The organism is Leeuwenhoekiella blandensis MED217 (assembly GCF_000152985.1).
Taxonomy (GTDB): Bacteria; Bacteroidota; Bacteroidia; order Flavobacteriales; family Flavobacteriaceae; genus Leeuwenhoekiella; species Leeuwenhoekiella blandensis.
Map to the genome: position 1 here is coordinate 4,013,849 of NZ_CH672395.1, position 11,307 is coordinate 4,025,155.

Below are 11,307 nucleotides of genomic sequence, written 5' to 3' on the forward strand. Positions count from 1 at the left end.
AGTTTGTAGCTAAAATCTTTTCGCATCTGTTGGTTTTCGTTTACTTTTGCCTTGTTTAAATTCAATCTAAATAAATTGACTACTTCCTTAGATCTTTTGAAGCGCGGCGAGAAAGCCATTATTGTAGAGTTTACCTTAAACATGGTTCCTCTAAAGCTTTTAGAAATGGGTTGCCTTCCCGGCAACGAAGTAGAACTGGTACAAATCGCGCCTTTTAAAGACCCGATGTACCTCAATATTAACGGCAGCCATCTTGCCATACGTAAAGAGACTGCGAGTCATATCACTGTAGAAAAGCTCACTCATGAGTAAACAGCTCAATGTAGCCCTTATAGGAAATCCTAACACCGGTAAAACTTCGGTTTTTAACCAGTTGACCGGTCTTAAACAACAGGTAGGAAACTACCCGGGAATTACTGTTGAAAAGAAAGAAGGTATTTGCAAACTGCCACGCGGAGTTAAAGCGCACATTCTTGACCTTCCGGGAACCTACAGCCTTAATGCAAGTTCGCTTGACGAGAATGTGGTCATTGAACTGCTTCTCAATAAAAACGACAAAGACTATCCTGATGTTGCTGTTGTAGTTTCTGATGTAGAAAATCTTAAACGGAATCTACTCCTCTTTACCCAGATCAAAGATTTACACATCCCCACGATTCTGGTTATCAATATGGCCGATCGTATGGAGCGTAAAGCCATAAGTCTTGATATTGAAAAACTTGAGGAGCGCCTAGAAACCAAAATTGCGCTGGTAAGTTCGCGTAAGAATACCGGTTTTGATAAGCTGAAAGAACTCATTGGCAATTACAAAAATCTTTCTGTAGAACCTTGTGTAAACGCTTCGGTGATCGCTCCGGAATATTTTGACCGTTTGCGCAAAGCTTTCCCAAAGCAAGATTTGTATAAACTGTGGTTGGTGATCACCCAAGATGTGAATTTTGGTAAACTCGACAGAAATGAGATGCAAAGCATCAGCACATTTCAAACCGAAAGTAAATCAAATCTTAAGCGGCTTCAGCAAAAAGAAACCATCGTACGCTATCAATTTATCAACGGTGTTTTAAAAGAAACCTTAAGCATAGATCATCTGGCGGCCAAAGATTTACGCAGCCGCTTAGATCGTGTGCTTACGCATAAGGTGTGGGGTTACCTCATTTTCTTTGCCATCTTACTCCTTATTTTTCAGGCGATTTACGACTGGTCTTCTTATCCTATGGATTTGATCGATGAAGGTTTTGCCGCGATGGGTGAATGGGTGCGCAACACGATGCCTCCAGGTGCTTTTACCAATTTGATCTCTGAAGGAATCATCCCGGGTCTTGGCGGTATTGTGATCTTTATTCCGCAGATTGCCTTTTTATTTTTATTCATTTCGTTACTCGAAGAAAGCGGTTATATGAGTCGTGTGGTCTTTTTGATGGACCGTATTATGCGTCGTTTTGGTCTTAGCGGAAAAAGCGTTGTGCCTCTCGTTTCGGGAACTGCCTGCGCCATTCCTGCGATTATGGCCACCCGAAATATTGAGAACTGGAAAGAACGTCTTATCACGATTTTGGTTACGCCATTTACGACCTGTAGCGCGCGTTTACCGGTATATCTTATTATCATTTCGCTTGTGATCCCTGACGAGCGTGTGTTGTACATCTTCAATCTGCAAAGTTTAGTGTTGATGCTCTTGTACCTCATCGGTTTTGGAACTGCCATTCTTTCGGCTTGGATTTTAGACCGAATTTTAAAAATAAAGAGCCGTACTTTTTTTGTTATTGAAATGCCCAATTATAAGTTGCCGTTATTCAAAAACGTAGCCTATAATGTCATCGAAAAAACAAAATCATTTGTCGTTGGTGCCGGAAAAATAATTCTAGCGATCTCTATCGTACTGTGGGTTTTAGCCTCTAACGGGCCGGGCGACGCTTTTTCTAATGCTGAAGAAAACAGCATCGCGCGAATGGAAGCCGGCGAGTTTCCTGAAAGCGAACTAGACAAACATATTGCTTCAGAAAAGCTCGAGTATAGTTACATAGGTTATATGGGTAAAGCCATCGAGCCGGTTGTGCAACCTTTAGGTTACGACTGGAAGATTGGTATAGCTATTGTGAGTTCTTTTGCGGCACGTGAGGTATTTGTGGGAACGCTCGCAACCATTTACAGTGTGGGAAGCGATGAAGAGGAAACCATTAAAAACCGAATGGCAGGTGAGGTCAATCCTATTCTTGGCGGACCTTTATTCAATCTTGCCAGCGGGATTTCCCTGCTGCTGTTTTATGCCTTTGCCATGCAGTGTATGAGTACACTCGCGATTGTTAAACGCGAAACCAACACCTGGAAGTGGCCGATACTACAACTTGTAGTTATGAGTGGTTTTGCTTACGTTGTAGCACTAGTTGCTTATCAACTTATAATTTAAAAGTTATGATACAGAATATTTTAGTCGTATTGATCTTTCTTTTTGCCGTAGGATATCTGGTAACCAAATACATCTGGAAGCCGGCCTTTCTAGGCGGAAAATCTAATGATAAATCCTGCGGAAGCGATAACTGCGGTTGTCATTAAGTTAAAAAAGACTCCAAACCACATTAAGCACATAATCTTCCTGCTTGATTTTTGGCTGAGATACGTCGGGATAAGGTGAAACAGAATGCCCCATCAATTCTTGAGCTGAAGAATTAAAAAGCGTTTTTGCCGGACTGTTCAAATTCACTTTTCGGGTTTCAATAGGTTTTCCATCTTTAAAGATCGAAGCTTCTACCACTACTTCGCCTGCCCAAACACAGGTTGTATTTTTTGGGCACCGTGAGTCGATCACTTTTGTAAGTTCGATTTCAACATCACCAAAAGTAACCCGTTCCCCAAACGGAACTTTCACTACTATTTGCGGTACTTTAACCGGTTCTTCAGCAAAAATGCTGTCTTGTTTTTTGATGCTAATTTGGGCAGAGACGGTAAAGCTTATGAGGCTGATTAAAATAAATACGACGGTTTTCATAAATAATGCGTTTACTATAAAGACGTATTTATTTCAATCTGTTGCAAATTATCCTAACCCTACATCAAGCGTCATCATCAAGATAAAGCCACCTATGAAGCCCATCGTTGCAATATCGGTATGATTTCCTTGTTGGGTTTCGGGAACTACTTCTTCGACCACTACAAAGATCATCGCCCCTGCTGCAAAAGCAAGCGCATAAGGTAAAATAGGCTGAAACGTCATCACCGCATAGGCGCCTACGACCGCTGCAATAGGCTCTACAATTGCCGAAAGCTGCCCATAATTAAAACTTTTCCACCTGCTGAATCCTTGTCGGCGTAAGGGCATCGCCACCGCAAAACCTTCGGGAAAATTTTGTAAACCTATACCTATTGCCAGAGCCACGGCACCTCCAATAGTTGCGCCGTCAAATCCTGCCGCCACACCTCCAAACAAAACACCCACAGCTAAACCTTCTGGGATGTTATGCAGCGTGATCGCCAGCGTAAGCAGTACCGATTTGTGCCAAGGACTCCTAATTCCTTCCTTATCTTCCTCTTTAAAATTGACATGTAAATGCGGCAAAACCTTGTCAAGACCAAATAAAAATGCAGCTCCTAAAGCAAAGCCCACCGCTGCAGGAATCACTTTAACAAACCCATCACCCGGACTCATTTCAATACCGGGCGCAAGCAAACTCCAGAAACTTGCCGCGACCATCACACCGCCGGCAAATCCCAACATAGCATCAAATAATGCCCTGTTCATTCCTTTAAAAAAGAACACGAGCGCAGCTCCTAAAGCAGTCACACCCCAGGTAAAGAGTGTCGCGTAAAACGCTCCTAAAACCGGGTCCAAAGTTTCAAAATAGTTGATTATATCATTCATAGGATTTACAATTCTAAATAGTGAAGTTGGTTAATTTAAATGCGCACATAAATATGTTCTGTAGCGATTTGGGAAAGTAAGAGTTCGCGATCATCTATGCGCACGGTCATACTTTTATCAAACTCTTGAATGTTAACGATCTCAAGAACACTGCCCAGACGTATATTTTGCTGATCTAAAAACTGAAGAAACGAGGAGGAAGTATCGTTTACGCCAATACACGTACCTGTATCCCCCGGTTGCAATTGCGACACGCGTTTCTTCTCTAGCTTTGCAATGTTACCTGCTTCATCAGGAATGGGATCTCCGTGCGGGTCGTGCTTGGGATAACCTAAAAATTTATCCAATTCCCGAATCAGTTTATCCGATTTGATATGCTCCAACTGCTCGGCGACATCGTGAATCTCGTCCCAACTGAAATCGAGTTTATTAGCCAAAAAAGTTTCCCACAAACGATGTTTACGAATCACTTTTAATGCGGAAACCGCTCCGGAATCTTTTAAAATAACACCTTGATACGGCTGATAATGTACTAACCCCTTCTCATCCAGCTTTTTGATCATTTCAGTTGCTGAAGCCGGTTTTGTGTCAAGATACTTCGACAACACATTAGTACTCACTCCTTTAGGATGCTCTTTTTGTAACGTATATATCGATTTTAAATAGTTTTCTTCAGAAAAAGTCATACTGCTTTTTAATTATACCACAATAATACACCAAATTTATCAAATATATTTTTTAGGTTTGCCTAAACTTTAATTTTTAAAAACCTTAAATGTCTGTTAAGTACGTATTTATTTTGCTTCTTTGTCCTTTCTTCTTAAAAGCACAAGAACACGTGATGCTTTCAGGAAGCGTTTCAGACGGAACCAATCCCATTCCGTTTGCAACTATTCTCGTAAGCGGAACTACAACGGGTGCTTCTGCAAATGAAGACGGAAACTTTCAGCTGCAACTACAGCAGGAACCAGTGACTTTGATCGTTCAGGCAGTAGGTTTTAAAACCCAACGCCAAACGGTCACGCCTTCGGCTTATAAAAATTCAGTTTTAAAGATCACGCTTCAGGAAGATCTTTTAGGTCTGGAAGAAGTTGTGGTGAGCGCTACGCGTAATCGCATCAGTAAAAAAGAAGCTCCGGTTATTGTTAAAGTGCTTAGCCCTAAACTTTTTAAAGCCACACAGTCGATCTCGCTTGCCGATGGCTTGAATTACCAACCCGGCGTTCGGGTAGAAACCAACTGCCAAAATTGTGGCTTTACACAAGTGCGCCTTAACGGTCTTGAAGGGCAATACACGCAGATTTTGGTCAACAGCAGACCGGTGTTTAGCGCACTCAACGGCGTTTACGGTCTCGAGCAAATTCCCGTAAGTATCATAGATCGTGTAGAAGTAGTGCGCAGTGGCGGCTCGGCGCTTTTTGGCTCCAATGCAATAGCAGGAACCGTAAATATCATTACTAAAGAACCGGTCAACAACAGCTGGGAAGTGAACAGCAATCTGGCACTCATCGATGGAAAAACGGCAGACCGTAGCCTTAATCTCAACACCTCGATCGTAAGTGAAGATCTTACCACCGGTGTTACCCTTTTTGGAATGTACCGCGATCGTAACACCTATGACGCGAATGGTGATGGTTTTAGCGAAATCACCAAACTCACCAATCATTCTTTTGGTACAAAAGCCTTTTACCGCCCTAACGATAACAGCAAAATAGGTTTAGACCTTACTGCTATCAAAGAATACCGTCGCGGTGGTGACCGCGTAGATCTCGCACCTCAATTCACAGACATTACCGAAGAACTCGATCATAACACCTTCTTTGCCGGGGCAGATTATGAATTATACAATGACGAGCGTACCATTAATTTTACAGCCTATGCTTCTATACAACATACTGATCGCGCCAGCTATTACGGCGGTTTGGGAGGCGGAAGAACAGCAGCAGATTCTGTCGCCGCCAACAATGCCTTCGGAAACACCAAAGATCTCGCGTTGGTTTCAGGAGCAAAATTCAGTTATACATTTGCTAACGATGATGTTTTAACCAGCGGACTGGAATACCAATTGAATGATACCGAAGATGCCATTCCCGGTTATAATCGCATTGTTGATCAGCGTGTGAACAGTGTCGGACTTTACAGTCAGTACGAGTGGAAACCTATTGAAGCGTTCACGACCTTACTTGGGGCAAGGCTCGATCATATTTCGGTAGATGGCTTTTATAGCATTCAAGATATCGAGCGCCGTTCTCAAGTTTCAGAGACCGTTTTGAGTCCGCGCATTACGCTGCTTTTTGACATTACAGAGGATTTACAATTTAGAGGAGGCTATGCACGCGGATTTCGAGCGCCGCAAGCATTTAACGAAGACTTACACATCAGTTCTGTGGGTGGCGAGCAGCGCTTTGCGATTCTGAGCGATGACCTGGAAAGTGAGTTTTCTAATGCGTACACCGCCTCGTTAAATTTCACTAAAGACTTCAATAAAACACAAACCGCACTATTACTCGAAGGCTTTTATACCACCTTGCAAAACCCGTTCACTTTGGTAAGCACCGGGGCTTCACTACCCAACGGTGCCATTCTTGATGAATCCCGTAACGGAAGCGGTGCCTATGTCGCCGGCACTAATATTGAACTTACCGTCTCCCCCAGTCAAGACTTGTATTTTCAAGCCGGAATGACCTTCCAAAAATCAATTTATAAAGAAGGTCAGGTGCTTTTTGAAAGCGACGGAACTGTTCCCGGAGAAAGCGATGTTATCATTTCAGAATTTACCCGCTCCCCCAATCTTTACGGCTTTTTAAATGCCAACTGGGTAATGAGTGAAGCCTTTAAACTGGATCTCACTGCGAGTTATACCGGCAGTATGATCGCACCGCACATCATAAGTGATAGCGGTTTTATGCTCCTTGAAAAAACACCCGATTTTATTGATGTCACTCCCAAACTCACCTATCATCTTGACGTGAAAGATACGTTTCACGTAGAGTTGAGCACGGGCGTTCAAAATGTGTTTAACAGCTATCAAAACGATTTTGATCAAGGACCGCTTAGAGATTCAGATTACATCTATGGTCCTAATCGTCCGCGTACCTTTTTCTTCGGAATACGCTTCGGCGACTTCTAAGTGCGGGCCGCACTGGCAAAAAGTGCGGGCCGCACCGGCAAAATGGATTATTATGAAACAATTAATCTTTTTTCTATTCCTTTCTTGCGGAAGCCTTATTGCTCAAAAGAGCGATCAACAAATCAATTGGTTAAGCTGGGAGCAATTAGAGTCTGCTTTAGCTAAAAAACCCAAGAAAACCTTGATATTTTTCTACGCCGATTGGTGCGCGTATTGCAAAAAAATTGACCGTGTCGTTTTCACAAAGCCCGAAGTAATAAAAAAAATCAATCAGGATTTCTACGCGGTCAGAATGAATGCAGAAACTACAGACACCATCTCTTTTGATGGAACGTTGTTTACTAATCCGCTTGCAAAAACGCAGCGCAATGCAGTGCATCAACTGGCGGCGCTATTAGGCTCAAGAGAAAACTACGCATTCTCCTTACCGGTTACTTTATTTTTTGATGAGCAATTCAAAGTGAAGAGTCGTGTATTTGAATATTACACTTCAGAAGAATTATTGAAGTATTTAAACCAATAGACCGTTGCCGGGACGCTTTTTTAATCCTAGTTTTAAACACAGATGGAATTTGCTTCAAATCACTTTGACTATATCATGCTCGGCGCCGGACTTTCGGGCTTGATGCTGGCGTATCGCATGAGTCAGGATGCTTTTTTCAAGGATAAATCAGTTTTAATTCTTGATAAGTCAGACAAAACAAAGAACGATCGCACCTGGTGTTTTTGGAGTGAAAACACGAGGGAGTGGGATTCTATTATTTCAAAAAAATGGAGCAACATTTGTTTTAAAAGCACAGGATTTGATGCTGAAATTCCCCTTACCAACTACACCTACAACAAAATTGAAGGACTCGACTTTTACCAATTTCTTTTTGAAAAGCTTCAGTCTTCAAAAAACATTGTTTTTAAAACGGAAACCTATATTTCACATATAGAAACTCCAACCTCGGTTGTGGTGCAAACACAAGCGGCCCGATACACAGCGGCAAAAATGTTTACCAGTATTCTTCCTGTGGAAAGACTTACCGATCAAAATCGATATCCCGTTTTACAACAGCATTTTATAGGTTGGGAAGTATGTACTCAAGAGTCCATTTTTGAACCGGAAGTGGCTACGTTTATGGATTTCTCAATACCTCAAAAAGGTAACACGCGCTTTATATATGTTTTGCCTACGGCGAAAAATAAAGCCTTGGTAGAATACACGCTTTTTTCTGAAAACTTACTTCCTAAAACCGAATATGAAGCAGCTATTGAAGATTATATGGATGCCTTGGGGGCTTCAGAATATCAAATAACGGCAACAGAGCAAGGCAGCATCCCGATGACCGCGTATCCTTTTGAACAACACAACACTCAAAATGTGTTACACATAGGTACAGCCGGCGGCTGGACCCGCGGAAGCACTGGTTACACCTTTACATACACCTTAAAACGTACCGAACAACTAATTGATTTTTTAAAAACAGAAACCGACTTTTCCCAGTTTAAAATAGCCGATCGCTACCGCTGGTATGACTCAATTTTTCTCGATGTTCTATATCGCAGAAACGAAATGGGCGCTGATCTTTTCACACGTATGTTTCAAAAAAATGATGTTGCTTCAATTTTTAGATTTCTAGATGGGGAAAGCAGTCTCAAAGACGATTTGAACATAATCTTAAGTATGCCCAAAAAAGAGTTTATCAAATCATTTTTGGGTTTTACAAAACATTAAGGTTTATACGGCGCGACAACCTTAAGTTTATCTCCCGAAAGGTCTACCTCAAATAAATGCGGAACTCTGTGATACTTCCCATTAACTACCGCGTGGCTGTGTGCTGCCATAAGTGTTTTGCCGTCAAAAGTTTTGAACAACATACCATGGCCATAATTGCGGGGCGTGATGGGATCCTTTTCCTGAATCCACGGCCCGTCTAAAGTGCCACTTTCAGAATAAGCAACACCTTGCACGTACTCATTATAGATCCAGCTTGTCCACAACATTCCTAGTTTTCCGGTTTCGGTTTTAAACAGGAATGGACCGTCAGTAACTTTATTAGGTTTATCATTTCCGTCTTTGTCTTTTTCGCGTGACCAGGGAGAAGCGCTGGCTTTAAATAACAATTCGCCATTCCCTACCGAACCGCTTAGATCAGGTTTCAGTTCAATTTTTTCTATGGTTCCGTTTCCATTTTGCAACCATTCATAACAATACACCATATAAGGTTTCCCGTCTTCGTCTACCCAAAAAGTTCCGTCTAAGGTTGGCATATCTGCAGGCAAATACGTCTCGTCTTCCATAGGTTTGTATGGTCCAAAAGCCGAATCACTAACTAAAATGTGACTCGCGCGCCGTTCGATCACATTGCCGTCGACCGTGTCTATTTTCACCGCCCTGTTGGTGAAAGTGGCAAAATCGTAATACTTGTCTTTGTATTGATGTAATTCTGCCGCCCAAATCATAGGTTTGGGTCCCATCCAGGAGTCGGGATCGGTCTCTACAACATCAAACGGACCTTCCCAATAGGCCAGGTCTTTGCTTTTCCACATCTTGCCACCGGTACCCGTCATATAATACATTTGGGTCACTTCATCTGCCAAAATATAAGGATCGCTCAGCCGTATGGAATCTATTGCTGTTAAGTGGGTTCTGTCTTTTTTTACGTGAATAGACTGCCCGGTAAGCTTCCAGCTGCCCTTTATTTTCTCGAGCATTCGTATTTCTACGGTTTTACTTATACTTCCGTCAGGTGCGGTTGATTGCTCATCGTGACTTACCCAGGCCTCATTGTCGTTGATGTAAAATTTATAATTTGAATTTACCGAAGTTCCTCCCGAGCCCATCATCCCTTCCGGCGGGTTGATCATCAATTGAGGATCCAGATCGATCACTTGTCCGTCGCCGGTAGATATCAAAATACGGCTGTAAGGTTTAATTGCCCAGCAGCTCGCGTGTCCCTCAACATCACCAGAACGCCACGTAGCCGATTCTTTTTCTAAAACCTTGATGATCGCTGCTTCTTCTTTGCTTTGCGCAAAAACGCTAGCAAAAACGAATAAAAACAGCACAAAAAATATATTCTTCATAAGTAAAAGGCTCAAATTTTGTATTTCTCTGAATCCTCTAACTTACAGCTTATTTATGAAAAACAAGAACAGACTATTCAAACTGCTTAATCTCTAGATTTTTACTCCTGTATCAAATCAAAAGCTCCTTTAGTAAGAAACTGAGCATCATTTTTAAAATCTTCTGCATTTAAAATTTGGGTCATTCCGTCCTGGGTGTTTCCCGGTTTTACATCTACCCTATCAAACAAATAACTTCCGTTTTGCTGCTCTTTCAATTGAAGAACATAATGCGTGTTCCCAAGCTTTACTACCGCATCTTTTGGCAAGGCAAATCCTTCAGCAGAACCGGTTTCAATTTGCGCTTCAATAAACATTCCTACTGCAAAATTTGGAGTCGCTTTTTCGTGCTCAATATGCCCATGAACGGTTACCGTTCGCCCTTCCTGATTGAGCGAATTCCCTATTAAATGTACTTCGCCTTCGTAACTTTTATCAGAAGATTCAGGAATGCTAAACTGAATTTTTTGTCCCTTTTTAACCTTAAGCATATCTTTCTCAAAAACCTCAAGCTCTAAGTGAATGTGGTCTATATCTACGATTTCCATAATGGGATCAGCCGATGAAACATAACTCCCTTTACTCACAAAAGTCTCTGCGATCGTCCCGGTAATAGGCGCAAAAATGCTGGCTTGCGTGGTGTAAGCGCCTTGTAAAACACGCTCCGGACTTATATGCAGCATTTCTAATTTTTTACGCAAACCGGTATAAGTTGCCAAGCTTCTTTTGTACTCGCTTTCTGCTTTTAAAAAGTTTTTCTTAGAAGTAATGTTTTCTTCCATAAGCGCTTGCTGGCGCTCATACTCTGACTTTAAATAATCAAGCTGTTCTGCCAATTCTTGAAACTGCTGTTGAATTTCTACAAACTCAGGGTTCTCTAAAGTGATCAAAACCTGACCTTTTTTTACCGCGTCTCCTATAAGCAAGGGATTGTTTTTAATATAACCACCCATAAAAGCAGTGATCACCGCTCTATTTTCGGGAGGAACATCGATCATTCCGCTGGCTGCTACCCAGTTAGGAAAGCTTGCTTCTTTAAGCCTCCCTAATTGCATGGAAGCACCGGAGAATTGCGCTTTGGTCACGGTTACATCTGCGCTTGCTTCAGTCGTTTCTGCTGAAGTTAAAGTTTCTGTTTCTTTAGTTCCGCAGCCTATTAAGATTAATAAAAGGCTGAACTGTATTACTATGAGGATTGATTTTTTCATCG

11 protein-coding genes are annotated in these 11,307 nt (G+C 42.0%); 6 read left to right on the plus strand and 5 right to left on the minus strand.

Features of this window, described 5'->3' with window-relative positions:
- The first annotated feature begins 75 nt into the window (after positions 1–75).
- From MED217_RS17330 to MED217_RS19155, 3 genes are read left to right on the plus strand one after another with little or no spacing between them, the layout of a single operon-like run.
- A complete protein-coding gene (locus tag MED217_RS17330; RefSeq protein WP_040533023.1) occupies positions 76–312 on the plus strand; it encodes a FeoA family protein in 237 nt (78 codons plus the stop codon).
- Positions 305–2,407, plus strand: coding sequence for a ferrous iron transport protein B (gene feoB / locus MED217_RS17335; RefSeq protein ID WP_009781865.1), 2,103 nt, complete (start codon positions 305–307; stop codon positions 2,405–2,407). The genes MED217_RS17330 and feoB overlap by 8 nt, the downstream gene beginning before the upstream one ends.
- Positions 2,408–2,412: 5 nt before the next feature.
- Positions 2,413–2,553: a FeoB-associated Cys-rich membrane protein gene (locus MED217_RS19155; protein ID WP_195891569.1), complete on the plus strand. Its 141-nt coding sequence runs from the start codon at positions 2,413–2,415 to the stop codon at positions 2,551–2,553.
- Between the two features lies 1 nt (position 2,554).
- Here the strand turns inward: MED217_RS19155 and MED217_RS17340 are convergent, their stop codons facing one another.
- From MED217_RS17340 to MED217_RS17350, 3 genes are read right to left on the minus strand one after another with little or no spacing between them, the layout of a single operon-like run.
- On the minus strand, positions 2,555–2,986 hold the full coding sequence (locus MED217_RS17340; protein ID WP_009781866.1) for a hypothetical protein: 432 nt from the start codon (positions 2,984–2,986) through the stop codon (positions 2,555–2,557).
- A gap of 48 nt (positions 2,987–3,034) precedes the next feature.
- Positions 3,035–3,856 (minus strand): ZIP family metal transporter, encoded by an 822-nt coding sequence (locus tag MED217_RS17345; RefSeq protein WP_009781867.1) that lies wholly within the window; start codon positions 3,854–3,856, stop codon positions 3,035–3,037.
- Positions 3,857–3,891: 35 nt separating this feature from the next.
- Positions 3,892–4,542: a metal-dependent transcriptional regulator gene (locus MED217_RS17350; RefSeq protein WP_009781868.1), complete on the minus strand. Its 651-nt coding sequence runs from the start codon at positions 4,540–4,542 to the stop codon at positions 3,892–3,894.
- Positions 4,543–4,631: 89 nt separating this feature from the next.
- On the opposite strand from MED217_RS17350, the gene MED217_RS17355 reads away from it, so the two are divergent.
- Genes MED217_RS17355 through MED217_RS17365 form a run of 3 tightly spaced genes read left to right on the plus strand, consistent with a single transcriptional unit; the run spans position 4,632 to position 8,706 of the window.
- A complete protein-coding gene (locus MED217_RS17355) occupies positions 4,632–6,986 on the plus strand; it encodes a TonB-dependent receptor (RefSeq protein WP_009781869.1) in 2,355 nt (784 codons plus the stop codon).
- Positions 6,987–7,038: 52 nt separating this feature from the next.
- Positions 7,039–7,509 (plus strand): thioredoxin family protein, encoded by a 471-nt coding sequence (locus MED217_RS17360; RefSeq protein ID WP_009781870.1) that lies wholly within the window; start codon positions 7,039–7,041, stop codon positions 7,507–7,509.
- A gap of 42 nt (positions 7,510–7,551) precedes the next feature.
- Positions 7,552–8,706 (plus strand): lycopene cyclase family protein, encoded by a 1,155-nt coding sequence (locus MED217_RS17365; protein WP_009781871.1) that lies wholly within the window; start codon positions 7,552–7,554, stop codon positions 8,704–8,706.
- On the opposite strand, the gene MED217_RS17370 is transcribed toward MED217_RS17365, so the two are convergent.
- Both MED217_RS17370 and MED217_RS17375 read right to left on the minus strand, forming a co-directional pair.
- Complete coding sequence (locus MED217_RS17370) at positions 8,703–10,058, minus strand: glycoside hydrolase family 43 protein (RefSeq protein WP_009781872.1); 1,356 nt, start codon at positions 10,056–10,058, stop codon at positions 8,703–8,705. The two genes, MED217_RS17365 and MED217_RS17370, sit on opposite strands and share 4 nt — an antisense overlap.
- 101 nt (positions 10,059–10,159) lie before the next feature.
- Positions 10,160–11,305 carry an efflux RND transporter periplasmic adaptor subunit gene (locus MED217_RS17375; RefSeq protein WP_009781873.1) on the minus strand — a complete coding sequence of 382 codons (1,146 nt, stop codon included), beginning with the start codon at positions 11,303–11,305 and terminating at the stop codon, positions 10,160–10,162.
- Between the last annotated feature and the right edge of the window lie 2 nt (positions 11,306–11,307).

Bases quoted from the DNA above. Each gene is read 5' to 3' on its own strand.
- MED217_RS17340 (WP_009781866.1), bottom strand. From the start codon at position 2,986: ATGAAAACCGTCGTATTTATTTTAATCAGCCTCATAAGCTTTACCGTC.
- MED217_RS17345 (WP_009781867.1), bottom strand. From the start codon at position 3,856: ATGAATGATATAATCAACTATTTTGAAACTTTGGACCCGGTTTTAGGA.
- MED217_RS17370 (WP_009781872.1), bottom strand. From the start codon at position 10,058: ATGAAGAATATATTTTTTGTGCTGTTTTTATTCGTTTTTGCTAGCGTT.
- feoB (WP_009781865.1), top strand. From the start codon at position 305: ATGAGTAAACAGCTCAATGTAGCCCTTATAGGAAATCCTAACACCGGT.
- MED217_RS19155 (WP_195891569.1), top strand. From the start codon at position 2,413: ATGATACAGAATATTTTAGTCGTATTGATCTTTCTTTTTGCCGTAGGA.
- MED217_RS17375 (WP_009781873.1), bottom strand. From the start codon at position 11,305: ATGAAAAAATCAATCCTCATAGTAATACAGTTCAGCCTTTTATTAATC.
- MED217_RS17350 (WP_009781868.1), bottom strand. From the start codon at position 4,542: ATGACTTTTTCTGAAGAAAACTATTTAAAATCGATATATACGTTACAA.
- MED217_RS17365 (WP_009781871.1), top strand. From the start codon at position 7,552: ATGGAATTTGCTTCAAATCACTTTGACTATATCATGCTCGGCGCCGGA.
- MED217_RS17360 (WP_009781870.1), top strand. From the start codon at position 7,039: ATGAAACAATTAATCTTTTTTCTATTCCTTTCTTGCGGAAGCCTTATT.
- MED217_RS17355 (WP_009781869.1), top strand. From the start codon at position 4,632: ATGTCTGTTAAGTACGTATTTATTTTGCTTCTTTGTCCTTTCTTCTTA.